Source organism: Pseudomonas sp. R2-60-08W (genome assembly GCF_003852335.1).
Taxonomy (GTDB): domain Bacteria; phylum Pseudomonadota; class Gammaproteobacteria; order Pseudomonadales; family Pseudomonadaceae; genus Aquipseudomonas.
Genome location: NZ_CP027731.1, coordinates 2886382 through 2913014, shown reverse-complemented (window position 1 = coordinate 2913014; position 26633 = coordinate 2886382). Strand labels below are relative to the sequence as shown.

General features: G+C 60.3%; 18 protein-coding genes and 3 pseudogenes. 15 read left to right on the top strand and 6 right to left on the bottom strand.

Annotated elements, in window-relative coordinates:
• Nucleotides 1-25 precede the first annotated feature (25 nt).
• Complete coding sequence (locus tag C4J90_RS13195; protein ID WP_124419988.1) at nucleotides 26-1486, top strand: FAD/NAD(P)-binding protein; 1461 nt, start codon at nucleotides 26-28, stop codon at nucleotides 1484-1486.
• A gap of 155 nt (nucleotides 1487-1641) precedes the next feature.
• Here the strand turns inward: C4J90_RS13195 and C4J90_RS27455 are convergent.
• From C4J90_RS27455 to C4J90_RS13180, 5 genes and pseudogenes are all read right to left on the bottom strand, one after another.
• A pseudogene (locus C4J90_RS27455) lies at nucleotides 1642-1980 on the bottom strand (ATP-binding protein); the annotation flags it as partial.
• A gap of 518 nt (nucleotides 1981-2498) precedes the next feature.
• A pseudogene (locus tag C4J90_RS27450) lies at nucleotides 2499-2787 on the bottom strand (response regulator transcription factor); the annotation flags it as partial.
• A 246-nt stretch (nucleotides 2788-3033) separates the two neighbouring features.
• Nucleotides 3034-4083: pseudogene (locus C4J90_RS27445) on the bottom strand (sensor histidine kinase); the annotation flags it as partial.
• 1294 nt (nucleotides 4084-5377) lie between these two features.
• Nucleotides 5378-6475, bottom strand: coding sequence for an ABC transporter substrate-binding protein (locus C4J90_RS13185; RefSeq protein WP_124419986.1), 1098 nt, complete (start codon nucleotides 6473-6475; stop codon nucleotides 5378-5380).
• Between the two features lie 277 nt (nucleotides 6476-6752).
• Nucleotides 6753-8561: an ABC transporter ATP-binding protein gene (locus C4J90_RS13180; RefSeq protein ID WP_124419985.1), complete on the bottom strand. Its 1809-nt coding sequence runs from the start codon at nucleotides 8559-8561 to the stop codon at nucleotides 6753-6755.
• 247 nt (nucleotides 8562-8808) lie between these two features.
• Here C4J90_RS13180 and C4J90_RS13175 point away from each other — a divergent pair, with 247 nt between their 5' ends.
• The 12 genes from C4J90_RS13175 (at nucleotide 8809) to C4J90_RS13115 (ending at nucleotide 23643) form a co-directional block, all read left to right on the top strand.
• Nucleotides 8809-11229 carry a TonB-dependent siderophore receptor gene (locus C4J90_RS13175; RefSeq protein ID WP_124419984.1) on the top strand — a complete coding sequence of 807 codons (2421 nt, stop codon included), beginning with the start codon at nucleotides 8809-8811 and terminating at the stop codon, nucleotides 11227-11229.
• A 45-nt stretch (nucleotides 11230-11274) separates the two neighbouring features.
• On the top strand, nucleotides 11275-12888 hold the full coding sequence (locus C4J90_RS13170; RefSeq protein WP_124421207.1) for an ABC transporter substrate-binding protein: 1614 nt from the start codon (nucleotides 11275-11277) through the stop codon (nucleotides 12886-12888).
• Nucleotides 12885-13835 carry an ABC transporter permease gene (locus C4J90_RS13165; protein WP_124362809.1) on the top strand — a complete coding sequence of 317 codons (951 nt, stop codon included), beginning with the start codon at nucleotides 12885-12887 and terminating at the stop codon, nucleotides 13833-13835. The genes C4J90_RS13170 and C4J90_RS13165 overlap by 4 nt, the downstream gene beginning before the upstream one ends.
• A 3-nt stretch (nucleotides 13836-13838) precedes the next feature.
• A complete protein-coding gene (locus tag C4J90_RS13160; protein ID WP_124419983.1) occupies nucleotides 13839-14723 on the top strand; it encodes an ABC transporter permease in 885 nt (294 codons plus the stop codon).
• Entirely contained in the window at nucleotides 14720-16333 is a 1614-nt protein-coding gene (locus tag C4J90_RS13155; RefSeq protein ID WP_124419982.1) for an ABC transporter ATP-binding protein, read from the top strand. Before C4J90_RS13160 ends, C4J90_RS13155 begins: the two co-directional genes overlap by 4 nt.
• A gap of 885 nt (nucleotides 16334-17218) precedes the next feature.
• Entirely contained in the window at nucleotides 17219-17749 is a 531-nt protein-coding gene (locus C4J90_RS13150) for a DJ-1/PfpI family protein (RefSeq protein WP_124362806.1), read from the top strand.
• Nucleotides 17750-17802: 53 nt separating this feature from the next.
• Nucleotides 17803-18555, top strand: a complete 753-nt coding sequence (locus tag C4J90_RS13145) for an SDR family oxidoreductase (protein ID WP_124362805.1) — start codon at nucleotides 17803-17805, stop codon at nucleotides 18553-18555.
• A 243-nt stretch (nucleotides 18556-18798) separates the two neighbouring features.
• Complete coding sequence (locus C4J90_RS13135) at nucleotides 18799-19815, top strand: alpha/beta hydrolase (RefSeq protein ID WP_124419981.1); 1017 nt, start codon at nucleotides 18799-18801, stop codon at nucleotides 19813-19815.
• A 117-nt stretch (nucleotides 19816-19932) separates the two neighbouring features.
• Nucleotides 19933-20781, top strand: a complete 849-nt coding sequence (locus tag C4J90_RS13130) for an alpha/beta fold hydrolase (RefSeq protein ID WP_164488016.1) — start codon at nucleotides 19933-19935, stop codon at nucleotides 20779-20781.
• Between the two features lie 60 nt (nucleotides 20782-20841).
• Nucleotides 20842-22263, top strand: a complete 1422-nt coding sequence (locus C4J90_RS13125; RefSeq protein ID WP_256658971.1) for a mechanosensitive ion channel family protein — start codon at nucleotides 20842-20844, stop codon at nucleotides 22261-22263.
• 97 nt (nucleotides 22264-22360) lie between these two features.
• Complete coding sequence (locus tag C4J90_RS13120) at nucleotides 22361-23008, top strand: hypothetical protein (RefSeq protein WP_124362802.1); 648 nt, start codon at nucleotides 22361-22363, stop codon at nucleotides 23006-23008.
• 68 nt (nucleotides 23009-23076) lie between these two features.
• Nucleotides 23077-23643, top strand: coding sequence for a thioredoxin domain-containing protein (locus C4J90_RS13115; protein ID WP_164487533.1), 567 nt, complete (start codon nucleotides 23077-23079; stop codon nucleotides 23641-23643).
• 21 nt (nucleotides 23644-23664) lie between these two features.
• Here C4J90_RS13115 and C4J90_RS13110 read toward each other — a convergent pair whose 3' ends face one another.
• Nucleotides 23665-24618, bottom strand: a complete 954-nt coding sequence (locus tag C4J90_RS13110) for a LysR family transcriptional regulator (RefSeq protein WP_124404148.1) — start codon at nucleotides 24616-24618, stop codon at nucleotides 23665-23667.
• A gap of 100 nt (nucleotides 24619-24718) precedes the next feature.
• Between C4J90_RS13110 and C4J90_RS13105 the strand changes: the two genes are divergently transcribed.
• Together C4J90_RS13105 and C4J90_RS13100 are read left to right on the top strand one after the other, a co-directional pair.
• Nucleotides 24719-25477: an SDR family oxidoreductase gene (locus tag C4J90_RS13105; RefSeq protein ID WP_124419979.1), complete on the top strand. Its 759-nt coding sequence runs from the start codon at nucleotides 24719-24721 to the stop codon at nucleotides 25475-25477.
• A 34-nt stretch (nucleotides 25478-25511) separates the two neighbouring features.
• Nucleotides 25512-26600, top strand: a complete 1089-nt coding sequence (locus tag C4J90_RS13100; protein WP_124419978.1) for an alkene reductase — start codon at nucleotides 25512-25514, stop codon at nucleotides 26598-26600.
• Nucleotides 26601-26633: the final 33 nt, after the last annotated feature.

Here is a 26633-nt window from a genome sequence, read left to right as displayed (position 1 = left end):
GTTACATTCATATGGGGCAACCATTATGAAGACGCTCGTTATCGTCGGTGCTGGCTTCAGCGGTGTGGTCACTGCGGCACAGATCCTGCGTAGCGCAGGCACCAAACTGCGCATAATACTGGTCAATCGTACGCGGGCCATGGCACGAGGGCTGGCCTACGGCACCAGCAGCCCCCTCCACCTATTGAACGCCAACGTGGGGAAAATGAGTGCGCTGGATGATGAACCAGAAGATTTTTTGAGGTTCTGCAGAAGCCGGCACCTCAACGTTGAGTCTACTTCGTACGTCACTCGCAACCTTTATGGCGACTACTTGAACGATGTGCTCGACAGCGCTGAACGCTTAAACCCTGGTGCGCAGTTGTCACGGATTGTCGCGGAGGTCATACAGGTGCAACCCTGCGGTGACGGCGCCCGGCTCAAGCTGTCGGATGGATGTACCCTCGAGGCGGATCATGTGATCCTCGCCTTTGGCAACTTCCCTCCCGCCGACTGCTGCAATTTGAACAAGACCCTACGTCCGCAGACCTACGCGCATGATCCCTGGAGTCCTCCTCTATGTCTGGCGTCCGATCCAGACGCCGCAGTGCTGTTGATCGGCTCCGGCTTGACAGCGGTCGACATGGCACTGCAACTGTTTCAAAAAGGCCATCGCGGCCCAATCCATTTACTCTCTCGGCGCGGGCTCTTGCCCCTTGGACACTCAACGGAGGTTATTGCCCCCCTTTGCGCCCCTGTGCACCTGGGGCGCGGCTCACCTCGACAGCTGATGGCGACACTGCGCAAGCGGGTCAAGGAACATCAGCGCCGAGGAGGCGATTGGCGAGCCGTGATCGACAGCTTGCGTCCGTGGGTACAAAAACTCTGGTGCGCGATGGATACCACGCAGCAGCGACAATTTCTACGGCATGTCCAACCTTGGTGGGACGTCCATCGTCATCGTTTGGCGCCTGCCACTTTCGAACACTTTCGAGATCATCTGGAAAGTGGACAACTGGCCATTCATGCCGGCAGGTTGACCAATGTGGCGCTGCTGGGCAAAGGCTTGATTGTGGGCTTTAAACGGCGCAGCGACCAGGCAACTGTATCGCTCAGGGTCAGCAACATCATCAATTGCACCGGGCCCAACCTTGACATCCAGCGAGTCGATACCTCCCTGGTCAACAACTTGCTGGAGCAAGGGCTTCTCAGCGCTGCCCCTTGTGGCTTCGGGATACTTGTGGACGACCAATTGCGCGTGTTGGATCAGCAGCATCAGCCGATCCCTTGGCTTAGCTACGTGGGGCCCATGCTCAAGGCGCAGTATTGGGAAGCCACCGCCGTCCCTGAGCTTCGGCGCTTTTCGTTCAAGTTAGCCACGCGCATGACCACCCTGCTGACAGATGCACCGGCTGGCGGTGGGCAGAATTCCAGGTTGCGTGTGACGCCTCAAGGCGAGCCAGGTGTTGCCGCTGACCTGAAACGCACTCCGCATGCTGCTGGGTGAACAAAAGTCCAAAAAACCTTTATTAACATAAAGTTATGGCTAAATTTAGTTCGGCCCCGTCCGTCCAGTTCCACTGGATTCCAGAGCCCATGGGGGCAAAATTTTCCTTCTCTGGGCAGGCTGGCACAGCGCGTAATCGATTTTCCCGCTGTTCATCACTGATTCAGCGAAGCATCAAGGGGGATATCCAGGGTAAACGTTGCGCCTTGTCCGGCGCCGTCGCTGTGTACAGTCAAGCGGCCACCCATTTCCTGCGCAGCCAGTGCACAGCTGTGCAGGCCGAAGCCGTGGCCCTCTTTGCGTGTGGTGAAGCCATGCGAAAAGATCCGCGCCAGGTGCTCTGGCGTAATCCCGCTGCCGTTGTCGGTCACCGAAATACGCAGCCCTGATGAGTCAACGAGGGCGGCATCGAGCGTGACGCATGGGCTGCGATCGGCCACGCCTTCCAACGCATGCTTGGCATTGCTGATCAGGTTCACCAGAATCAGCAGCACACGGTGACGGTCCAGCGTGAGTAGAGGCACATCGGCAATTTCCTTGACCACCGTCACCCCCTGGCGCTCCAGCGAGCCGGCACTCATGCGCAAGGCATCATCGATTAACGCGGTGACCGACACTGTCTCCACGACACTGACAGCAACGGCATAGGACTGCTGGGCAGCGACAATGGTTTTGATGTGGTCAATGCCTTTGGTGAGTTGCCCGAGCTCTTCGACAATGCCTTTTTGCTCTGCCGTCACCACCTGCGCCAGCTTGAGCAGGTAGTCGGGCAGCATCTTGCCTTTGGGGTCCTGGGTAAGAAAATCGCTCAGGTCGTTGACGTGTTCGTTCATCAATTGAGCGACCTTGCCCAGGCCATGGACTTTGGATGCGCGCAACTGATTGCTGACCAGGTCTGCCGAGACGTTCACGCTGTTGAGGACGTTGCCGACGTTGTGCAGCACAGCCGTGGCGATTTCGGCCATGCCCGCCTGGCGCGATTTGGCATGCAGTTCGCTTTGCACCTGGCTCATGCGCAGCGCCGCGCGAACGCGAGCCTTGAGCTCCAACGGCGAGAAGGGTTTGGCGATGTAGTCATCGGCGCCACTTTCCAGCCCTGAAACGCAGGCGTCACCGCCGCCGCGGGCGGTCACCAGGATTACGGGCAAATGGGCAAAACCGGTGCTGGCCTTGATTCTGGCGGTCAGGCCGAAGCCGTCGAGCAGCGGCATCATCACATCCGAAACGACGACATCGATCGGTCGACGCTGCAGGAGCGCCCAGGCCTGCTCTCCATCCGTAGCGGTGGCGACACTGTAGTCGTCGTGCAAAAGCTCGGTGAGATAGCTGAGCATTTCCGGGCTGTCATCTACCACCAGCACTCTGGACCGCGAGGCGTGTTCCGGGTGCTGCTCCTCGCCTGCGTCTGGCGTTGGAGCGCCCTGGTGGCCGTCGTCAAAACGCAGGTGGCGCTGCTCGGTTGAGCTTGTTGTGCTCAGTGACGGCTGCTCGTACAGAGGGCCGCCTTCGGTCGCTACCCTGTCTTGCTCAGCCCCCAGTGGAAGTCGAACAAAGAAACACGAGCCCCGTCCGGGCTCGCTGTTGACGCCGACTTCGCCGCCCATCAATTCGACCAGGTCCTTGACCAGGGCCAGGCCGATGCCTGTGCCGCTGTAGTGGCGCGTGGCGGAATTATCGATCTGGGAAAAGCGCTGGAACAGCAGCGGCAGTTTGTCGGGCGCGATGCCAATCCCCGAGTCGTGCACCGCCAGTTCAAATCGCTCGCCATCGATCGGCGTCACTGCCAGGTGCACCGTGCCGCCAGCAGGCGTGAACTTGATGGCATTGCTAACCAGGTTGAGCAGGATCTTCTCGAAGTGTCGAGGGTCCAGGAACACGCTGCCGAGCGCGGGGTCAATGCTGCAGGTCAAGGTGCAACCCTTGCCCTCGGCCACCATGGCGGCATCCTCGGCCAGCACCCCCACCGCTTTGTTCAAATCAACCGACGTTGGACACACCTCAAACTTGCCCGCTTCAGCCTTGGAGAAATCGAGGATATCGTTCACCCGGTTCATCAGGCGCAGCGCATTGCGTTGGGCGCGCTCGATCTGCACGCGCCAATCCACGGGCGGGGTGGCCGCCGCCGAGAGCTGCTCCAAGGGCGCGAGAATAAGGGTCAGGGGGGTGCGCAATTCGTGGCTGACCGTGGCCACGAAATCGCTCTTCGCCTGGTTGGCCGTCTCGGCCTGGTTGCGCGCCTGGATAAGTTCGACGGCTTGCGCTTCCAGCACTTCGGTCTGTTGGTGCAGCGTATCGGTGCGTTCGGCGACCATTCTCTCCAAAGAGGCCTGGACTTGCTGTCGCTCGGTTTCGGCCTCGGCCTCCAGCACCCGGATGCGCAGGGCATTCTCCTGGAACACCCGAACGGCGCGGGTCATGATGCCAATCTCATCGCCGCGTCCGACGCTGGCGATCTCGGCATGCAGGTCGCCGGCCGCAAGCCGACGCATGACCGAGGCCAGAGCCACGATGGGCTGCGCGACAAATCGCGAGGTGCTCCAGGCAATAGCGCCGGCCAGCAGGATGGCGACGGTAACCGCAATGATCGTCGCAAGCATGCCGCGGTCATTGTGGACCAGGGCGTCGGAGCGCGCTTGACCCGCGAAGCGCGCAACCAACAGGCCGGCGCTGCGGGCCTCGTTGCGAACCTGGTCGCGCGCGTCGCTCAAGGCGTTGCTCGCCTGATGGAACCTGGCGAATGCCGCCCGGTAGCCGGCAATCTGCTCGTTGACAGTCAGCGGCGTAGCCGTGCCTTGCAGCCCCACGGAGGAAGGAAGCACCCGAGAGAGACGGAGTAGCTCGTCCAGGAGGGTGCCGACGGCGCCGGCGATCTCGGCCGACGGTGACAGACGAAACGACAGGGTTTGCGCTTCCAGGGTCGCCACACGCTCGGCGAAACGCTTGGATAACGCCGCTGCATTGTGCAGCAAACCGGTGGCTGCCTGAATGTCGCTGGCGTCATGGGCAACGTCCCCTTCCACATCACTCAACAGCGCCTCGAGGCGCCCGGCCACATCCCCCACGGCGGAGAGATGCCGCAAAACTTCCTCTGCGCGCAGCCTGGGTGCCTCTCCAAGACGCTCTATCGCCACACTGGCAGCCGCGAGCGCCGCGGCCAACTGGTCGAGGACCTCGCTCTCCTGCGACGTCCCCATCACCTCGCGCAACTGTTCGACCAGGGGCTGGAGTGCCGCGCAGGCATTACGCACCGCAGTGGCGGCGACCCCGTCACCGGTCACCAGCATCCTGGCCACGTTGGCGGTGATGAGCCGTTCGCCGTTGCGCAGGACATCGAGGATGCGGTGGGCACTTTCGATGTTGCTCACCCGCGCCTGGTGCTCAACGGCGCGAGCGTCGACCGCCTTCAACCCATCGGCGATGCCCTGTTCGACGAGAGTCGTCGCCTCTCGCATCCGGCCGTAATGGGCGGTCATGTTCTCCGTTTCGCCATCCATGGTCAGGCTCGCCGCGCGCAAGGCGGCGATCGCGGCGGCGAGCCGCTCCAGACTGCCCTTGAGCGATTCCGCCTCGGCCACCGGAATGGCGGTGAGGCCAGCGATAGCCGTCGCCACCCTGCCCTCGGCCTGGGACAAACTTTCCTGATCGCGGGTGGCAATGAAGTTTTCCACCCGCCCGGTGGCCGCGTTGACCGACGCCAGGATTTCTGCGGAATGACTGGCCGAGTCCACCGCGCGTACCATGCCTCGCAGGCCGTAGAGGTTCACCAGAGACACCGTCAACATCAGGAACACCAGGGCGGCGACCGCCAAGCCAATTTTGACGGCAATGGGCCGATCGCTGACGGGTTTGAATATCAACATGGCGCCCCGCAGCCGCGCCCCCCGCCCGCCACTACTTCGCAACTTCCGGCAAAGGCGCCGACGGCGCCGTATGGTTGGCGGCCGCGTCGATCATCGCCGCGACGGAAGCCTGGCTGTAGAGCGGATTGGCGGCGCCGCCCACCGGCATGCTGGCGAGCCAGGCGTCGAGGTCTTTCGCATCGATACGCACCAGCGGTACTTCGACGAACTTCGGCACCTGCTTGCCCGCCAGCACCTGCTGGGCCACCCAGAACCCCACCTGGGAGACGCTTGGAGAAGCGGAAACGGAGACGGTTTCGTAGCCGTTGGCATCGCGCTCCTGTTGCCACAGGGTGAGTTCGTCCTGACGATTCCCCATCACGATGATCGGCAAAGGACGCCCCGCCGCCTTGAACGCCATGGCCGCGCCATAACCGTCGCCTCCCTGGGTAGCAACGGCATCAATGCTAGGTAGCGATGGCAACGCCAGCGCCACTTCCTTGCGTGCGACAGACTCCGTCCAGTTGCCGTACACGGTCTTGGCGAACCTCAGGCCCGGATAGTCACTGGCGGCCTTGCGAATGCCGTCGCTGATATTTTTATCGGTGGCATCGCCGGCAATGCCGCGGATTTCCAGCAGTGTCCCTTTACCCTTGAGGCGCTCGGCAATGTAATCCACTTCCACGCGGCCCATGGCGGACCAGTTGTAGTCCACCGTATAGACACAGGGTTCGGTGACCAGGCTGGCCATGACCACCACCACGATGCCGGCGTTGCAGGCATCGCGGATCACCCCGTTGAGGGCCGTGTCGGACGCGGCCAGGATGACGATGGCGTTGACGCCGTTGACGATCATCTCCTGAATATGGGCCGCTTGTTCCGAGGCCGAGTTATTGGCGCTGACCACCGGAGCCTCACCGATCAAACCCTCTTTTTGCGCCTGGAGCGCAATCTCCCGCCAGTTGCGCACCATCACCTTGCGAAAATCACTGCCCGCATAGGAGTTGCTGAAGGCAATGCCATAGCTTGCGGTAGGGCCGCTGGCGATACCACCGTCGGCGGCCTGGACCGGATTGGCGGCAATCATCATTAGCCCACCCAGGTAGCCGGCGAACCGCCACATGATTGTGTGGATCGGTTGAGCCTTCATGTCGTCCTCCATCGCGCCCGGGATTGACCCACAGTCATCCCTCTACATCTGCCGACAGCCTGTCGATGAAGCCATTTCAGCGGGTCGGACTGCTCGTTCGGCCAGTGCAACAATAGAACCGGGTATGAAGAACCAGACATGTACAGACTCCTTTCCTTGGCGGACGGCAACTGAAGCCAGTACATGGCCTGAGGTGGGGATGAGCATAGTCTCAACAGACCTGCTGCGCGCGAAATCGAGCTGACTGCCCCCATGGACTGGACGAGCGCTCGGGAACCTAGCGATACCCCCGCGCCTGAACATCGAACAACTCGGCATAGCGCCCACCCGCCGCCATCAGCTGGTGATGGCTGCCCTCCTCCAGGATTCGCCCGCCGTCCAGCACGATGATGTGGTCGGCATTGCGCACGCTGGAGAATCGATGGGAAATCAGCAACGTCATGCGGCCCTTGGCGTGTTCGCGAAAGTGCTCGAACACCGCCGCCTCGGCGCCGGCGTCCAGCGCGGCAGTGGGCTCGTCAAGAATCAGCAGGTCCGCCTCCTGGCGCATATACGCGCGTGACAAGGCGACTTTCTGCCATTGCCCACCCGACAACTCCTGGCCGCCAAGCCAGCGCCCTAACTGTGTGCCGTAGGTTTTGCTCAGGCGCTCGATGAATTCGGCGGCCACCCCCTGGGTTGCGGCAGTGCGCCAGCGCGCCTCGTCGTTCAGCGCATCGACGTCACCCACTCCAAGGTTCTCGCCGACGGTCATCTGGTAGCGGATGTAATCCTGAAAAATCACCCCAGTGCGCTGGCGCAGTGTCTGTTCATCCCAGTCTTGCAAGTCGCTGCCATCCAGCAGAATGCGCCCCTCGTGCGGGGTGTAAAGGCGCGTGAGCAGTTTGATCAGGCTGGTTTTGCCCGAGCCATTCTCGCCCACCAGGGCCAGGCTTTGCCCCGGCGCCAAGTGCAGGTTGATGTCAGTCAATGCCGGCCGCTCAGCGCCCGGGTAACTGAACCCCACGTGCTCGCAGCGCAGACCGTCGCCGGGACGCGCGCCCTGGGTAAGCCGGCCACTGGGCACGACCACAGGGGTTAGCAGATACTCATAAAGGTCCGACAGAAACAGACTGTCGTCATACAGGCCGGCAATCGCGCTGAGGCTGGCGGTGATCGCGCTTTGCCCCTGCTTGAACAGCACGATGTACATGGTCATCTGTCCCAGGCTGGTCTGGCCGCGCACGGTGTCCAGCACCACCCAGGCGTAAGCCACATAAAACGCCGCGGTGCCCAGCAGGCCCAGGGCAAAGCCCCAGGCATCCCGGCGCACCGTCAGCTGGCGGTCTTCGGTGTACAAACGCCGGGCGTTGTCGCGGTAGCGCTTGAGGAACAGCGGCGCCAGGCCGAACAGCTTGACCTCTTTGGCATGGGTCTCGTGGGACAGCAGCGATTCCAGGTAATTCTGCTGACGGGTCTCGGGTGCGCGCCGGTGGAACAGGCGAAACGCATTGCCCGAGAAATGCGTCTCGGCGAAGAACACCGGTAAGGCGCCGACCACCAGAATCACCAGTGCCCACGGCGAAAAGTGCACTAACAGCACGGCAAAGCTGATCAGCGAGATCAGGTTCTGCACCAGCCCCAGGCCCTTGGTGACCAGGCTCAGCGGCCGTGTCGACGCGCCCTGGCGCACGCGCACCAGCTTGTCGTGGAACTCGGCGTCTTCAAATTGCAGGAGTGAGAGGGTCTGGGCTTTCTCCAGAATCATCAGGTTGACCTTCACCCCCAACTGCACCCGCAGCAACGATTGCTGCATCGACAACGCGCGCTGGGCGGCGGCCAGCAGCGCCAACACGCCCGCCTCGGCCAGCACGTATTGCATCACTGGCCACACGGGCGCCTGGCTGCCGGCTGCGTGAATCTGCATCGCGTGCACCACGCCATCGACAATACGCTGGCCGATCCAGGCCGCCAGCGCAGGCAACAGACCGGCAACGATGGTTGCCAGCAGCAGGCCTATGAATAAGGGCCGCGACGTCCCCCACACCAGCTTCAGTGCCCTGCGCGCCTGGATGGAAAACGCGCCCAATCGATTGAACAGCACCATCAATAGTATGGACTCCGTGTGGGGGCTGGGGTGAGACGGGTGGATTATGACAGGCGATGACGTTGCGCACATCCAAGGGCCAGATAATAAAAATAGATGATTTTATTAAGACGAAAGATAACATTATCTAATAATTAGCTTATTCCAAAAAAGACTTTCCCCGCCGTTTTTTATAGAGATATCTTCACCTCACAGACCGACCCCATGCCTGGCGGAGGACGTACTCCTGACATGGATCTCTCTCGATATGCCAGATATTTCTCTCCCCGCCCCGCTGAAAAAATTCCGCCTGTCGCTGTTAACCAGCTCGCTGCTGCTGGCGGCGGTGCCCGTCTGCGCCGAGGACGCCAAGCTCGGCACGGTAACCGTGATTTCCACCGGTTTGCGCGGCCAGGAGCGCACCGTGGCCGACAGCCCGGCACCCATTGATGTGATCAACAACGAGCAGTTGCTCAAGACCGGCCGCGCCGAGTTGTCCGAGGCGATTGCCAAGCTGCTGCCCTCCTTTAACTTCGGCACCAATATCGCTGGCTACAACTCGGTGACCCGCCCGCTGAGCAACCGCAGCCTCGGCCCGGCCTACACCCTGGTGCTGGTCAACGGCAAACGGCGCCACAACGGCGCCACCGGCCAGCGCGGCTCGATCGACAACAGCGGCGCGAATGCCGTGGACATCGACCTGATCCCGGTCAGCTCGGTCGACCATATCGAAGTACTCAAGGACAGCGCTGCGGCCCAGTACGGCTCGGATGCGGTGGCTGGGGTGATCAACATCATCCTCAAGTCCGCCAACAACGGCGGGCACCTGGAGACCAGCTATGGCCAGTTGTATTCCGGCCAGGGCGAAACCATCAAGGTCGCCGGCGACCAGGGTTTCAAGCTCGGCGATGGCGGCTTCTTCCACCTCTCGGCCGATGCGCGCAAACGCGGCGAAGCCTCTTGGAACGACAAGGCCGACAGCAGCGTACGTGCCTTCAACGATCCGGCCAGGGAAGCGGCCTGGGACCGGGTGGCAATCAAGAACGGCGACCCCGACCTAAAGGCCTTCAACCTGGCCTACAACGCCGAGCTGGTGCTGGAAGACCTGACCCTTTATTCGTTCTCCACCTACGGCGAGCGCGACGCCGAAGCGGCCAACTATTTGCGTCTGCCCACCGGCCGCGCGGCGGTGCCCGAGGTGTTCCCCGACGGCTACTACCCGCTGAACAACATCAAGGACCGCGACTACCAGTTGCTGTTTGGCGGCAAGGGCCAAGTGGCTGAGTGGAACTGGGACCTGAGCACCACCTACGGGCGCAACAATGTGCACCACTCCAGCGACCTGAATATCAACCCGTCGCTGGGCACCGCCTCGCCGACCCAATTCGACAACCTGGCGACCTTCCGCTTCGAGCAATGGGTCAACAACCTCGACTTCACCCGCCGTTACGACAGCCTGTTCAACCTCACGTCGCCGGTGCAGGTGTCGGCCGGCCTGGAGCATCGCTGGGAGCATTTCAGCACCTTCGCCGGCGACCCCGAGGCCTACATCACCGGCACCTACCCGGCGGCATCGGGCGCACAGGCGGCGGTGACCATTCGCCCCGAAGATGAGGTCAGCCTGATCCGCAACAACTACGCCGGCTACCTGGACCTGGGCTTTGACCTCACCGAGCGCTGGTTCCTCGATGTGGCCGGGCGGGTCGAACATTACGACGATGACTCGGGTAACACCTTCGGCCTCAAGGTGAACTCGCGCTTCGAGCTGACCGACAGCGTGGCGGTGCGCGGCACCGTCGGCACTGGTTTCCGTGCGCCGTCGCTGACCCAGATCGGCTACACCGTGGCGGACAACCGCGTGGCCACCGACGTCAACGGCAACGTGGTTCCGGCAGTCACCCGCCTGACCCCATCGGGCAGCAACCTGGCCAAGGCGCTGGGTGGCGACGACCTGAAACCGGAGAAGTCGCGCAACCTCGGCCTGGGCCTCACCTGGCAACCCGCGCCGCGCACCAGCATCACCGCCGACGCCTACCTGATCGATATCGACGACCGCATCGCCCTGACCAGCAATATCTATGACCAGGGCAATGGCGCAGTCAACGCGATCCTCGCCGCCCAAGGGGTGCCCACCGGCACCTGGGTCAACTATTACACCAACGCCTTCGACACCCGCACCCGTGGCCTGGATGTGGTGGCCGACCACACCACGCCGCTGGATGCCTGGGGCGACGTGCGCTGGAGCCTCGGGTTCAACTGGAACAAGACCACCATCGAAGGCGCCCGTGACACCCCGGCCGCACTGAACGGTTCCGGCGTGACCCTGGTGGGCCGCGACCGCGAGGGTGACCTCACGCAGGCATCGCCCAAGACCAAGTGGATCCTCGGCGCGAACTGGAAGGTCGAGGACCTCGCGGTCAACCTGCAAACCGCCCGCTACGGCGCGGTCAAGACCCTGGCGGTCAACCCCACCGGGGATCGCAGCTTCGGCGCCAAATGGATCACAGACCTCGACGTCAGCTACACCTTCGTCGACAGCATCACCGTCAGCATCGGCGGCACCAACATCTTCGACGTGCGCCCCGACCGGCACGCCGTCTACAGCAACCTGGGCCTGGCGCCTTACGGCAACCCGCCGTTCTATCCGGGCGGCGGCTACTGGTACACAAAGCTGGCCTACGACTTCTGATTCACATCGCCAAACGAGGGCACCCCATTGAACACCTCCAACTTGATGAGCCGTCTGCTGGCCCCCTGCGCCCTGGCGATCAGCCTGGCCGCCTGCTCACCTTCGGGTGACCAGGCGCAAGCGAACAAAACCCTGAATATTGCATTTTTTGGCGACAACACCACCCTGGTCAGCCTCGACCCGTTCCAGGTCTACTGGCTGGAACACCGCGTGCTGCTGCGCAATGTCGCCGAGTCGCTCACCGACCAGGACCCGGCCACCGGCAAGATCATCCCCTGGCTGGCCAAGAGCTGGGAGATCAGTGACGACGCGCTGACCTACACCTTTCACCTGCGCGACAACGTGACGTTCAGCAACGGCGAGCGCTTCGACGCAAAAGCGGTGAAAACCGCGTTCGACAGCGACAAGGCCCTGGCCACCGAGCTGCCCGCGACCTTCGGCGCCACCTACCTGGCCGGTTATGACCACGCCGAAGTGGTCGACGACTTCACCGTCAAGCTGGTACTGGCCAAACCCAACGCGGGCTTTTTACAAGCCACCTCGACCACCAACCTGGCAATTCTCGCGCCCGCGTCCTATGCACTCACGGTCAAGGAGCGCTCGCTGGGCAAGATCATCGGCACCGGGCCATTTGTGCTGGCCAGCTATACCCCGGAAGTCGGCGCGCACCTGACCAAACGCAAGGGTTACGCGTGGCCCTCGGCGAATATGAAGAACCCGGGTGAGGCACATCTGGACGCAGTCGACATCAGCTACATCCCCGAAGAAAGCGTGCGCAACGGCCTGTTCCTGCAGGGCAAGGCCGACATCCTGTGGCCACGCAACCCGTTTTCGGAAGTCGACCTGAAGCTGTTCCAGTCCAAGGGCGCGACCATCCAGAGCCGCTCGCTGCCGGGCCCGGCGCTGAACCTGTACCCCAACACGCGTGGCGAACGCATTCTCGCCGATCAACAAGTGCGCCTGGCCGTGCAGAAGTCCATCGACCGCAAGAGCTACGCCAACACCGTGTATAACGCCGAGTTCCCGGTGGTGGACGGCATCTTCGACGTGACCACGCCTTACTTCAAAAGCCAGGGCAGCAAGCTCGGCTACGACCCGGCAGCTGCCGAGAAACTGTTGGATCAAGCCGGCTGGGCCAAGGGCGCGGACGGTTACCGCAGCAAAAACGGCAAGCGCCTGAGCCTGAGCTACAACATCAGCCCGGCCGAAACCGCGGGTGACGTACTGATCCAGGACCAACTGCGCAAGGTCGGCATCGAGTTGAAACTCAGCGTGGTGACCCGCGCCGAATGGGTGGCCAACAACTCCGCCGGCAACTACGACCTGACCATCAACTACATGACCCGCGCCGACCCGATCATCCTGCAAACCATCCTCGACCCGCGCAGCGCCAACAGCTCCACCGTGGCCACTAACACCTACGAACCGGCCACCCTGGAAAAAGCCAAGGGCTTGTTCGATGCCGGCATTACAGCCACCCAAGGCGCACAACGCGCCGCCGCCTATGGCGACCTGCAGGACCTGCTGATCGACGAAAGCTCGGCATTCCCGGTGTACGAGCGCGTGTGGCAGGCCGCAACGTCGCCCAAGGTGAAGAACTTTCGCTGGACCGCCGAGGGCTTCGCGCTGCTGGGTGATATCGAGATCGGCACGCCATGAGCCGCTACCTGATCGGCCGCGTCGGCCAAGCCCTGCTGGTGCTGTGGGGGGCCTATAGCATCACCTACTTCATCCTCTATCTGCTGCCGGGCGACACGCTGTCGATCATGCTCAGTGCCTCGGGCATGGAGGCCGATTCGCTGTCGGTGGCCGACCTGGCCAAGGCACGCGCCTATTACGGCCTGGACAAGGGCCTCTTCGAGCAATATGTCGACCTGCTACTGGGCACCTTGCACGGAGATTTCGGCCAGTCCCTGTCGCTGAACCGCCCGGTCGCCGAGTTGCTCGCCGAGCGCCTGCCGCAAACCCTGTCCCTGGCCGGCCTGGCGATTGTGTTGTCGCTGGTCGGCGGTGTCGGCCTGGCCTACCTGACCGCCTATATCCGCTGGCAACCGCTGAAAAAAGCCCTGGCGCGCCTGCCTTCCCTGGGGTTTTCGGTGCCAGTGTTCTGGATGGGCCTGTTGCTGATCCAGGTGTTCGCCTTCGGCCTCGGCTGGCTCCCCGCCACCGGCAGCCGGGGCTTTGAAAGCCTGGTACTGCCGGCGATCACCCTAGCGATTCCAAGTGCGGCGGTGTATGCCCAAGTGCTGCAGCGCAGCTTCCAGGGCGTGTGGCAGGAGTCGTATATCGTCACCGCCTACGCCAAGGGCCTGAGCCGTGGCCAGGTGCAGGCGCGCCATGGGTTTCGCAACGCGGCGCTGCCGATTCTTACGCTGATCGGCCTGCAGGTGGGCAACACGGTGTCCGGTGCGGTGCTGGTGGAAACCATCTTCGCCCGCTCCGGCATCGGCCGCCTGGCCCAGGAGGCCGTGCTGCGCCAGGACATCCCGGTGGTGCTGGCGATTGTCACGGTGTCGGCGGCAGCCTTTGTGCTGGTCAATCTGCTGGTGGACTTGCTGTACCCGTGGCTCGATCCGCGCATCTCCCACACGCCAAAGGTGTCCTAGACCATGACTATCCTTGAGCAAAACCTCGGCCTTGTGCGCCCACTCTGGCAACGCCGCACCCGCCGACAACGTGCCACGGCGGCGGTAATGCCCTTGCTGCGGCGACCGGGTTTCAGCCTGGCGGTGTTGATTGTGGTGTTTTCATTGCTGGCCGCCGTGGCGCCGCAGTGGTTGACCAGCTTCGACCCCTATGCCACCGCCCCTGCGGTCAAGCTCACAGCGCCGAACCTGAGCCACTGGTTCGGCACCGACGAGCTGGGCCGCGACCTGTACACCCGAGTGGTCTACGGCGCCAGGCTGTCGGTGCTGGCGGCCTTGCTGGCGGTGGGGATCGCGTTGTTGGGCGGGCTCGGGCTGGGCATTCTGTCCGGTTTTGCCGGTGGGCGTATCGATGCAGTGATCATGCGGTTCGTCGACGTGTTGCTCGCCCTGCCCGGCTTGCTGCTGGCCCTGGCGATTGTCACCGCCATCGGCTTCGGCACGGTGCCAGTGGCTATCGCCGTGGGCGTCGGGATTATCCCCGGATTCGCCCGCACCACCCGCGCCGAAGTGCTGCGGGTCAAGACCCTGCCGTACGTGGAAGCCGCACGCCTGGGCGGCGCCAGCTGGGGCCGCACCTTGCTGCGGCACATCCTGCCCAACGCGTGGGGCCCAGTGGCGGTACTGGCGACCCTGGATTTCGGTGCAGCCATCCTCGCCACCGCCGGCCTGAGTTTTCTCGGTTTCGGCGCCGCGCCTCCAGCCGCCGAATGGGGCACGTTGATCGCCAACGGTCGGCACTTTCTGATCACCGCCCCCTGGGTGTCGTTGCTGCCCGGCCTGTTCCTGGTCGCGGTGGTGTTCAGCCTCAACCACATTGCCCGCACGTTCGAGGAGGTTCAGCGATGAATGCTTTAGTGGATGTTCGCCAGCTTAGTGTCAGCTACCGGCACGGCAACCTGGCGGTAAACCAGCTGTCACTGACCATCGCCCAAGGCGAGACGCTGGCGATTGTCGGCGAGTCCGGCTCGGGTAAAACCACCCTGGCCAACGCGATTCTCGGCCTGTTGCCGGACAGCGCAACCATCAGCGCCGGCGAGCTGTGGGTGGACGGCAACAACCTCACCCACGCCAGCGAACGCCAGAGACGCGGCCTGCGCGGGCGCACCATCGGCCTGGTGCCCCAGGACCCGATGGTCAGCCTCAACCCGACCCTGCGCATTGGCCAGCAGATTGCCGAGGCGCTGATCCTGGCCAAGGGCAAGCGCTACCCCGGCGTCGATGCCGATATCGTCGAGCTGCTGCAACAGGTCGGTATCGACAAGCCGGTACTGCGCGCGCGCCAGTACCCGCATGAACTCTCCGGCGGCATGCGCCAGCGCGTGCTGATCGCCATTGCCCTGGCCGGCAACCCACGCTTGATCATCGCCGACGAGCCGACCAGTGCTCTGGACGTCACCGTGCAGCGCAAGATCCTCGACCACCTGCAACGGCTGGTCAGTGAGCGCGGGATTTCGTTGCTGATCATCACCCATGACCTTGGCGTGGCGCTGGATCGCGCCGACCGCGTCCTGGTGATGCAACAAGGGCAAGTGGTGGAGCAAGGGGCACCCCGGCAGATTCTCGGCGCGCCGCTGCATGACTACACCCGCGCCTTGATCGCCGCCGCGCCGGCGTTCGCCAAGCGCCGCCAGCCACTGGCCCGTCCGAACCCGACGCAGCCGCCGATCCTGCAACTGCAGAACGTTGGCAAGACGTTCGCGCTGCCCAAGGTCAAGGGCGAAGACGCGACCTTTGTAGCGCTGGAGGACCTGAGCCTGCAGGTCTACCCCGGGCAGACCCTGGCGATTGTCGGCGAGTCCGGCTCAGGCAAAAGCACCGCGCTGCGCATCGCCCTCGGCCTGGAAAAACCCAGCCGCGGGCGGGTGTGGTTCGAGCAACAGGACGTCACCGACCTCAGCTGGCGCGACTTCCGCCCGCTGCGCCAGCGCCTGCAACTGGTGCAACAAAACCCGTTTGCGGCGCTGGACCCACGCTTCACCGTGTTCGACAGCATCGTCGAACCGCTGGTGTCGTTCGGCTTGCTCAAGGGCCCGGCCCTGGAACAGGCCGCGCGCGAGCTGATCAGTCGCGTGCATATGCCGGTGAATTTCCTCGATCGCCTGCCGCGCGAACTTTCCGGCGGCCAGTGCCAACGTGTCGCCATCGCCCGCGCCCTGGCGCTGAAACCGGATCTATTGCTATTGGATGAACCGGTCAGCGCCCTCGACGTGTCCGTGCAGGCGCACATCCTTGAACTGCTGCAAGAGCTGCAACGGGACATGGGCATCGCCTACGTGCTGGTGTCCCACGACTTGTCGGTGGTCGCCAACTTCGCCCATGAGGTGCTGGTGTTACGCAATGGCCGGGTGATCGAACAGGGCTCGGTGGAGCGCATCTTCAACCGCCCGACCAGCGATTACACCCGTGAGCTGATTGGCGCCATCCCGGGCCAGCACGCTAGCGCGAGCGCCGCATGAGCGGCGCTTTACTCGGCAGCACAGTCGAAGCGCGCGGACATTTTTCATTGCATTACCACTTCGCATCCAATATTTCGCAACGGACAAAAGAGCTCCCCATCCTGCTGCGGGGCCGCGATGAGGTTGATAACGCTTTTCGAAGCTCATTACTTTTATTCTCCCGCATGTAGGACGCTCAGACGTTCCCCGCCACAAAGCTCAAATCTGCCCCTCGCTGCAACAGATCAATGCGGCATGTTGCTGAATAAGGCAATTGAAAAGAACTTGAATCTGTTCACTACAGTAATGACGATCACGGTCTTCCTCGTCAGTCCATACACCCATAATCGACCATTGGAATGCACTATGTGTCCAATAGCTTAATGCGTAATTAACGCACCCAGGCAACGATGCGAGGCGATCGAGGGCATCTTGTAGTTCAGGCCAAGGCCGAGGTGGACAGGCATGGAACTGCACCCGGATTTGATTATAGCTTACGAACACCTGCAGCTTTTCCGATGGCTCGCTCATTCAACACCTCACGGATTTCCTTAACATGTTCAATTGACGACATGCCGCCTTGGAAGGGTCACCGTGCAGATTGATCAACGAGTAAACCCTTTGCAGTTGGATCATATTTCCAAACAGCGAAGAAGAGAACGCACGCCAGCATTTAGGACTTAAATGAATTTAGTGCTAATGCCGCTACGCCTTTAAAACTCTGGACTGCACGCATTTACATCGCAAGAGTTTAGGTGTTAATCCGTAGCGCACCTGTATTTTTAAATGCGACAGGGTGATGCTCACTCCAGAGCTGCAATCGGTGCAGCGGCTACAGATAACGGCGATAGCCTATATGCACTTTTATACGGCACCTTTAATTAGCTGGGTCGTTAGGATACATCTATGAAAAGCTTAGCCATCATTATCCCGCCGAGACGTATAGACGCACCGATGCTCTTATCGTGCCTGGGTGTATGGCGCAAAGAATATAACCTGAAAATTTTCTCCGTCGATGCACGCACTACGCACGGAATGACTTTTGAACACATCAAGACTCAAGATCTGGAAGAGCTGTACAGTGAATGTTTCGATGCCATCGCTGTGATGGGGGGAGCGGGGACTAAAGAGTATTTGTGGAATAACATCAATGTTATCGCTCAACTACAAGAATTCGATAAAGCCCGAAAGTTGGTTGCGGGAATTGGACTTGGCGCAATAGTGCTTGCCCAGGCAGGCATCTTGGTTGGAAAAAAAGCAACCATCAATAACTCCGTCGAATTGGTGATCCAGTTGAGTAGTTATGGCGCGATATTTATGCCCGACGATGTTGTGGCCTTGAAGTGGATCATCACTGGCAATGGAAAAGACGTTGAAGCCTTTGCACAGGCCGTATCGAACTGGCTCCGAACGTCCCTCCGGCAGACCATCAAGTAGCGTCGGACAAGACTTCAAAAATACACCACCGCTATCAGTATGAGGATTAAGACATGAACTCTATTACTTCCGCGCAGGACGCCTTAACCGGTGATTTAGCAGGCAAAAACATTGTTGTCTTTGGGGGGACCTCCGGAATTGGCCTGGCTGTCGCGATTCAGGCCAAGGGCCGGGGTGCAAAGGTCATTGTTCTGGGTTCAGATCCGCAACGCGCAGAGCAGGCCGCCAAGACCCATGAGCTGGACGGCTGGCGTGCGGCCGATATCACCAGGCCCGAACAGATCCATGCCGCAATGGCAGACATACAGCAGGTTGACCATTTGGTGCTGTTGGCGGGGACCTTCGTCGCCGGCAAAGTCCTCGAAGCGGACATCCCGTACTTGCAGCGCGCTTTTGATGAGCGGATCTGGGCGTCGGTACATGCCTTGCGGGCTCTCGGCGATCGCCTTTCCAAAAAGGGCTCGGTGACTTTGATTTCAGGTGCGTTGGCAGATCGGCCAAACGCTTACGGCACCGCGGTGCTCGCCGCTGCATCGGCTGCCATGGAGGCATTGGCCCGTGGCCTTGCTCTGGAACTTGCACCTATCCGGGTCAACACCCTTTCTCCAGGGCCCATCAACACGCCGATCCTTGCGAAAGCCTTGGGCGATGCGCGCGATGGCTATGTCGCCGCGCTGGAGCAAACCCTGCCGCTGCATCGCCTCGGCACGGCGGACGAAGCGGGTGCAGCCGTGGTGTTTCTGATGAGCAACGGCTTCATGAACGGCGCCACGATCAATATCGATGGAGGTTCGCGACTGGTTTGACGTCGAGACAGCTCACGCGCTGCGTCGTCCTGACGTGGCCATGTCTTATTAGAAGGGAAACCATGATGAGCAACGTCGTTCTTGTGACCGGAGCATTAACCGGGATTGGTCGAGCCGCCTGCTTCGCATTCGCCCGCAACGGTTATCTCGCCCAATAACCCCCATACGAGGCTGGCCGGATGACACCGATAGTCGCCCTCGTTCTTACACGCTTCATACAAACCAATGGCTTCAGGAGGCAACATGAAACACGTCGTGAAAGCAGTGCCGGCGATGATCGCCCTATCGGTCGGGTCCGCAATGGCCGCAGGCAATCCAATACCGGAACATCAAACCCAAGCCTTTCTGAATGCGCTGGCGGCGGGTGGCGGCAAGCCGCTCGAGCAATTGAGTCCAACAGAAGCCCGCGCGGTGCTGACGGGCGCGCAAAACTCGGTAAAGGTTGATCTATCGGGCGTTGAGGTGAGTGACAAGACCATTACCGCCAATGGCAAGACGATCAAGCTGACGGTGGTTCGGCCTGAAAAAGCCAAAGGCGAGCTTCCTGTCTTTATGTTCTTTCATGGTGGCGGCTGGGTCCTGGGGGATTATCCCACCCATGCGCGCCTGATCCGCGACCTTGTCGTCTCCTCCGGTGCGGTCGCGGTGTACGTCGATTACACACCATCCCCTGAGGCCCATTATCCCACCGCCATTAACCAGGCTTACGCGGCCACCAAGTGGGTGGCGGAAAACGGCAAACAGATCAACGTGGATGGCAAGCGCCTGGCGGTGGCCGGTAACAGTGTCGGCGGCAACATGGCCGCTGTCGTGAGCCTGATGGCTAAAGAAAAAGCCACTCCGAAAATTCGATTTCAGCTGCTCCTCTGGCCGGTCACGGACTCCAACTTCGAGACGGACACCTACAAGCAGTTCGCTGAAGGCCACTTCCTGACCAGGAACATGATGACCTGGTTCTGGGACAGTTACACAACCGACCTGAAAGCCAGGGCGGAAATTCATGCCTCCCCGCTCAAGGCCAGCATCGATCAGTTAAAAGGACTTCCACCTGCCCTCGTACAGACTGCGGGGCTGGACGTGTTGCGCGATGAAGGCGAAGCCTACGCGCAGAAGCTGGACGCGGCCGGGGTCGATGTCACGGCGGTTCGCTACAACGGCATGATCCATGACTATGGCCTGCTGAACCCGTTGAGCCAGGTACCGGAAGTCAAGGCGGCCATGAGGCAGGCGGGCACAGAACTCAAGGCTCACCTTAACTAAGCAAGCCTTGCGCATGCCGTTCACCCGGCCGGGTCCGGCATGCATCACATTGCACACCCGCCTTACGCTCCCGGGCTCGAAAGGCCCGGGTCAGACGGGACAAAAAAGGCACTCGCCATGACCAACCTGACGCACAAACGCGCCGCCGTTAACGGTGTTCGACTCAACTACGTGGTTGCCGGGAAAGGCCCCGTGGTCCTCTGTATGCACGGCTGGCCACAAAATCATCGAGAGTTCATGCCGGTCATCGACAGGCTCGCAGAACATTACACGTTCATCGCCCCCGACCTCCGCGGCTTCGCCGACAGCGATAAGCCGTATCAAGGTTACGACCCCATCAATATCGCTAAAGACATGCTCGGTCTGCTGGAGGTTGAACAGGCTCATACATTCCACATCCTCAGCCATGACCTGGGAGGTCCGCCTTCGGTTGCCCTGGCCTACCTGGCGGCTGAACGCGCTTTGTCGTTGGCCACTATCGAAACACCTTTTTTTGGCCTGGATTTTCCAGGTTATGTCGATCCGCGGGTGCCCTACTGGCATCTGAGCATGCACATGAACATGGACATCAGCCGTGCCCTTATTGAAGGTCGGGAGGATATGTACCTGCGGCACTTCTTCAGAGATTTTGCCTACAACCCGACGGCAATGCCCGAGAAAGACATCGACTATTACGTCATGCAGATGCGCCAACCGGGCAACCTGCGTGCCAGCCTGAATCACTATGGCTCTATCCCGCAAATGGCGGAGCAGACCGCGCAACTGACCAAGGGGAAGCTAAAGATCCCAGTGTTGGCCTGGGGTGGCGAAGTGTCATTTGGCGACCATTGTTTTACCTCGGCAAAACACATCGCGCTGTCGGCAAAAGGTGGTGTCATCGCGCAGTGCGGACATTGGGTATTTGAGGAAAAGCCTGAATTCATCAGTGCTGAACTCCACCAGTTCTGGCGTGGCGTCGCCATTTGATCGCCTGTTCCGCCGCTTGTGGGAAAGCACGAATGCACCAGACTCCGGGAGGGCCACATCGTGACACTTGAATGGCTGTGCGCCCTCCTCGGGGCGATATTAATCGCCGATATTATTGGTTGGTGGGTTGTTCCCCGAAGGCTGCAGGGGTTGCGCGTGGGCATTAATATTTGTCTCTACGCCTGTTACAGCGCTGCCATCTTTCTGTCCGGCAACTCCCCCTTGCAACCCGTGCGCGATCCTGACTCTGGTTCCTGGCAGTTGGCTGCAACACTGCTGGTACTCGTCTGGTGGTTTTTAAGCGCGCGGATGCTGACGGAGTTGCTCGGCGCAATCCTGATATCCAGAACTGAGGGAGGCGGTCGCTTGCTCAGGGAAGTGCTCGGCGCTCTGATTTTTCTGGTCGCCACCGTCGCAGCGGCAGCCTACGTACTGGAACTTCCCGTCAAAGGATTGCTCGCCACTTCTGGCGCGTTGGCCATTATCGTCGGCCTGGCTTTGCAAAGCACACTCAGCGATGTATTCAGCGGGATTGTCCTGAATGCCACTCGCCCTTATCAAGTGGGCGACTGGATTCAAATCGATGGCATGGAAGGCAGGGTCACCGACATCGATTGGCGCGCCACACTGTTGCTGACCTCGCAAGGCAGCACCGTCGTCATACCCAATTCGGTGGCGGCGAAAACCAAAATACAAAACATGAGCAGGCCCCAAGATCAACACGGGGTGACGATAAGCCTGCACCTGCCTCTGCGATTTCGACCCGAACGCGTCCAGGAAATACTCGAGCAGGCGCTGCTGGGTTATTCAGCGCTACTGCCAGTTCCTGCGCCCAAGGTCATCCTCAAAAACATAACGGAAGGCTTATTGGAGTATGAGGTCATCGGTTTTGTCGGCACGCCTGCCGAAAAAATTGCAGCACGTAATCGCCTTTACGACATTGCTTACAGGCATCTACGCGCATCCGGCGTTGATATCGCCAATTCCGCTGAAATCCCGGTGGCCGGTATCACTCGCTTTGTGTTGGACGACGTGCGCATTTTCGCAAGTTTCACTTCAGAGGATAAAGACCGTCTTGCCATGAACCTGCTATCAACCTGGCTGGCAACTGGCGACTTTGTGTTGAAAGCCAACGCAATCAGCGAATACTTGTTGGTTATCGGCAGTGGAGTGGTGTCCGTCCAGTTGAACGATGGAGCCCATTGGGTCGAAGTCGCGCGGATGGGGCCAGGGGAAGTACTAGGCGAAGAAGGCGTCATGGATAACAAGCCAAACGGCGCGCAATTCATTGCGCTTTCCGCCGTGAAAGTACTTCAACTGCATCGGGATGAAGTACGTCGGTGTATGGGTGAAAGGTCGCAATTACGCACGTCCCTCACCCGCCTCCAAATGCTCCGCCAGCAACATGCCCGCTCCATTCTTATGCAGAAAGCGCCGACGGCGGTACCTGGAGGGTTTCTGAAATGGCTAAGGCACCACTGACCGGCTTCGAGCCTGAAAATCCATAACTCCGGGCAAACAACTGCTTTCAAATCGTCAGCAGCATCACGCCTGAACTTTAACGCACCAAGAGATCGACATGATAAAACACGCATCCTGGCCGCTACTCACGGAGCTGCCCAAAAACACCATCACTCCGACTGAATATAACTACGAGCAATTGGAACGTAACGATATTGACCTTCTATGCGCGCTTATCAAATCGTGGTATCCGGACATCAGTGTCGGATCTGGCAAAAAGTATATTGACCCACGATTCTATGAGGCGAAGGTTTACTTTTCGGGTGAAGAGACGAAGGACGTTATCGTCTACATCGGTCGACACGGCGAGGAAATTGTCTGCGCCTTGTGCCTGGAAGTGGATCGAGACGCGCTGACGCTCCATAGCCGCTATGGTGTGTGCGCTCCGGCGCATCGGGGCACGGGCGCTACTCTTTTTGCGGCTTATATTGTGGATGCCCTGGCTCAAGCGATGGGTATCGCAATGGCTTTTTCATACGTCACGATGAAGTCGAAAGCCATGCAACAGTTCACTGAGCGTGCGGGGTTCGAGCCTGTAGGTATCCTTCGATTTTCCGATGTCGAACTGGATGAAAACGGCGAGGTCCGACACGTAACTGAAGCGATTTACGCCAAATATTTCAAAGAAGCCATAACACTTCAGAGCGTGTCTGAAACCAATATGACACTCAAGTTAAAACGGCTCTGGGATGTGCTCTATGCCTGAGTGCACTCAGGCTATTTTGTCTCCCACAGGGGCCCCCACTTCGATCTGATTCATTGAAAGGTACCTTTATGCAAAAACCTGAAAACGACCAGCCAGTGAAAGTGGACACGCTTTCGTGGGGCCATGGCCCTCACCTGTTTGAAGTTTTTCTTGAGCCCACCTGCCCCTATTCCGTCAAGGCGTTCCTCAAATTCGATGCGCTCCTCGCAGAGGCCGGCGAAGACCGGATCACGTTGATCATTCGCCTGCAGTCCCAGCCCTGGCATATGTTTTCAGGCGTCATCATCCGGTGCATCCTTGCCGCGGCGACGCTTGAGGGCGGCAAAAAAAATGCCAAGGGCGTCATGGCCGCTGTCGCAGCGCACCGGAGGGAATTCGAATTCGACAATCACGCTGAAGGCCCCAATCTGGACGTAACGCCCAGAGACATCATTGAGCGCCTCGAGCGTTATAGTGGCGTCAAACTGGCAGAGGCTTTCGCAACTCCAACCCTGGATCAGGCCATCAAATGGCAGTCCAAGTATGCTCGACAGAACGGCGTCCACGTTTCGCCCACGTTCATGATCAACGGGATTATCCGGCCGAACATGAGCAGTGGTGACCCGGTGTCCTCCTGGATCGAGCAACTCAACTGAGCGCTACGCTGTCGTACGTCCTTAGGGATTATTACCCGCCGATTCGACTATCACATCCCAAGGGGCCGGTACCGGGAACACTTCTTGTAGGAAGTCTACAAATACCTTCACGTTTGGATTGCCTCTGCGGCTTTCGGGCCAGAGAGCGGTGATGACGAATCTGTCTACCGCATATTCGGGAAACACCGGTACCAACTCCCCCCTCAGCACAAAAGGCGCAGCAACATAAGTCGGAGAGATACCAATACCGCCGCCTGCCGCGAGCGTCACCGCGACCGCATCGCTCACATCAATAGTCATGGTGGCGTCGGGAGTGATCTCGACAACGCGCTCCCCCACCTGGAAGGGCCAGCGTAGCGCCTGTCCCGAACTCTGATAACGGAAATTGATGCAATCATGATTGACCAGATCATCGATGTTGCGCGGTTTGCCCTTTCTGGCGAGATAGCCGGGCGATGCGAAGGTGCAGATTCGGTGTGGGCCGAGAGGCTTGGAAACCAGCCTGGAGTCAGCCAGGTTGCCGACCCTGATGGCGACATCTATCCCCTGCTCGATAATGTCGGCGAATTGATCGCCAAGCCGCAAGTCCACCGCCAGTTTCGGGTAACGCTCACGGAATGCCGGGAGCGCAGGAGCAAGAATGTTGACGCCGATGGGAAGCGGTGCGGTTACTTTCAGAGTGCCTGACGGCTCGCCTCTCGACGCTACCGCAGTCTGCTCAATGTCCTCGATTTCCCGGATCACCCGCAATGCACGCTCGTACAGTTCACGTCCCTCGGGAGTCAGGGTCAGCGAGCGGGTGGTGCGACTGAAGAGGCGCAGACCTAAATGCTCTTCCAGGCGCTGAACGCTTTTGCTGACGGCCGAGGGTGACACGGAGAGATCCCGTGCAGCGGCTGTATAGCTGCCCAGCGAGGCCGTGCGAGCAAACGCAATAAGGCCTGTCAGGCGGTCCAATCCAATTTGTGCTTTCATGGAATAATAGTAACCACCTGAACCCCTATTATCAACTTTGAAGGTTGCCCATAGGCTGTCCTCGCAGCATCAATTCGATGCCCTAGAGGAGCCAACAGCGATGATCGACATTTCCAACCCAGGCCATAGCAACGTACGCCCACAACTCCTTCTGGATCGAACCGTGGTAGTCGTCGGCGGCACATCGGGAATCGGCCTTTCAACTGCAATTCAGGCCAAGGCGTCTGGTGCAAAGGTCTTCGTGATCGGCTCCAATCCGGACCGGGCACAGCAAGCCGCCAATACCCACGAGCTGGATGGCTGGCGTGCCGCTGATGTCACTAAACCCGAACAAATCGAGGTCGCTCTGGCCGATATCCCAAAGGTTGATCACCTGGTGCTGCTGGCCGGTACGTTCGTCGCCGGCAAAGTGCTCGAAGCGGATGTGGCGTATTTGCAACGCGCTTTCGACGAGCGAATCTGGGCCTCGGTATATGCCTTGAGAGCGCTTGGTAATCGCCTTGCCAAAGACGGCTCCGTCACCTTTATTTCCGGTGCGCTCGCAGATAGACCCAATGCGCACGGCACGGCGGTGCTCGCCGCTGCATCAGCTGCCATGGAGGCATTCGCCCGCGGCCTGGCCCTCGAATTGGCGCCTATTCGGGTCAACACCCTGTCTCCAGGCCCTATCGATACGCCGATCCTCGCGAAAGCCATGGGCGATGCGCGCGATGGCTTTGTCGCTGCACTGGAGAAAACCTTGCCTCTGCACCGTCTGGGCACTGCCGACGAAGCGGCCGCGGCAGTGGTTTTCCTGATGAGCAACGGTTTCATGAACGGCGCCACGATCAACGTCGATGGCGGCGCACGCCTGGTTTAAACCTGACAATTTCGTCAACACAAAGGAGATCCACATGGCCACACTGTTCGAGTCTCTGCGTCTGGGCGCCATGACATTACCCAACCGCATCATCATGGCCCCAATGACTCGGGCCAGGGGAACGCAGAACCACGTCCCTACCCCCATCATGGTTGACTACTATGCTCAACGTGCGACGGCGGGGCTTATCATCAGCGAGGCGATCGGCATCAGCCAGCAAGGCCTGGGATGGGCCTATGCAACCGGTATCTGGTCCGCTGAGCAAATTGCCGGCTGGCGATTGATTACCGACGCCGTGCACGCTGGCGGTGGTCGAATAATCGCTCAACTGTGGCACATGGGCCGGGTGGTACATCCCAGCTTCCTTGATGGCGCACAGCCCATAGGTCCCTCGGTGACGACAGCACCTGGACTGGCCCATACCTACGCTGGGAAACAACCCTACTCCCAGGCTCGAGCGCTGCCGCTCGAGGAGATCCCGCAACTGATTGCCGATTTCGCCCAGGCAGGCAGGAATGCATTGCTGGCGGGGTTTGATGGCGTCCAGATTCACGCCGCCAACGGATACCTGATCGATCAGTTTTTACGCGACAGCGGCAACTTTCGAACCGACGCCTATGGAGGCTCAATTGAGAACAGGGTCAGGCTGCTCAAGGAAGTGACGCAAGCGGTCGCGGGAGTCGTTGGAGCAGATCGGACGGGTGTTCGGTTAACCCCCAGCAGTCATGACCAGGGCGTGAGGGACAGTAATCCTGTGCCTTTATTTACCCACGCCGCTGACGTGTTATCCGAGATCGGTGTCGCCCATCTCGAGCTTCGCGAGCCGCCGGCTGATGGGAGTTTTGGCGTCTCGGAATACCCTCCAAGCGCAGCCATTATTCGTAATGCCTTCAAAGGCACGCTTATCCTTAACTCAGATTACGATTCGGCTCGGGCCGAGGCCGTTGTGGAAGCGGGTATTGCCGATGCCGTGGCGTTCGGACGTCCATTTATCGCCAATCCCCAACTGCCAGAGGTACTTCGCCGTCGCTTGCCATTGAGGCAGGGGGATCGTTCGACGTGGTTCAGCCAAGGGAAGGAAGGCTACACCGACTATCCCGGGCTTTCTGGCCAGCCAGGTTGAAGCAGCCAAGTGTTGGCACAATAACGTCTGCCG

Bases quoted from the DNA above. Each gene is read 5' to 3' on its own strand.
- C4J90_RS13145 (WP_124362805.1), top strand. From the start codon at position 17,803: ATGAACTCTATTACTTCCGCGCAGGACGCCTTAACCGGTGATTTAGCA.
- C4J90_RS13170 (WP_124421207.1), top strand. From the start codon at position 11,275: ATGAGCCGTCTGCTGGCCCCCTGCGCCCTGGCGATCAGCCTGGCCGCC.
- C4J90_RS13175 (WP_124419984.1), top strand. From the start codon at position 8,809: ATGCCAGATATTTCTCTCCCCGCCCCGCTGAAAAAATTCCGCCTGTCG.
- C4J90_RS13135 (WP_124419981.1), top strand. From the start codon at position 18,799: ATGAAACACGTCGTGAAAGCAGTGCCGGCGATGATCGCCCTATCGGTC.
- C4J90_RS13100 (WP_124419978.1), top strand. From the start codon at position 25,512: ATGGCCACACTGTTCGAGTCTCTGCGTCTGGGCGCCATGACATTACCC.
- C4J90_RS13160 (WP_124419983.1), top strand. From the start codon at position 13,839: ATGACTATCCTTGAGCAAAACCTCGGCCTTGTGCGCCCACTCTGGCAA.
- C4J90_RS13165 (WP_124362809.1), top strand. From the start codon at position 12,885: ATGAGCCGCTACCTGATCGGCCGCGTCGGCCAAGCCCTGCTGGTGCTG.
- C4J90_RS13185 (WP_124419986.1), bottom strand. From the start codon at position 6,475: ATGAAGGCTCAACCGATCCACACAATCATGTGGCGGTTCGCCGGCTAC.
- C4J90_RS13115 (WP_164487533.1), top strand. From the start codon at position 23,077: ATGCAAAAACCTGAAAACGACCAGCCAGTGAAAGTGGACACGCTTTCG.
- C4J90_RS13155 (WP_124419982.1), top strand. From the start codon at position 14,720: ATGAATGCTTTAGTGGATGTTCGCCAGCTTAGTGTCAGCTACCGGCAC.
- C4J90_RS13130 (WP_164488016.1), top strand. From the start codon at position 19,933: ATGACCAACCTGACGCACAAACGCGCCGCCGTTAACGGTGTTCGACTC.
- C4J90_RS13110 (WP_124404148.1), bottom strand. From the start codon at position 24,618: ATGAAAGCACAAATTGGATTGGACCGCCTGACAGGCCTTATTGCGTTT.
- C4J90_RS13150 (WP_124362806.1), top strand. From the start codon at position 17,219: ATGAAAAGCTTAGCCATCATTATCCCGCCGAGACGTATAGACGCACCG.
- C4J90_RS13180 (WP_124419985.1), bottom strand. From the start codon at position 8,561: ATGGTGCTGTTCAATCGATTGGGCGCGTTTTCCATCCAGGCGCGCAGG.
- C4J90_RS13195 (WP_124419988.1), top strand. From the start codon at position 26: ATGAAGACGCTCGTTATCGTCGGTGCTGGCTTCAGCGGTGTGGTCACT.
- C4J90_RS13105 (WP_124419979.1), top strand. From the start codon at position 24,719: ATGATCGACATTTCCAACCCAGGCCATAGCAACGTACGCCCACAACTC.
- C4J90_RS13120 (WP_124362802.1), top strand. From the start codon at position 22,361: ATGATAAAACACGCATCCTGGCCGCTACTCACGGAGCTGCCCAAAAAC.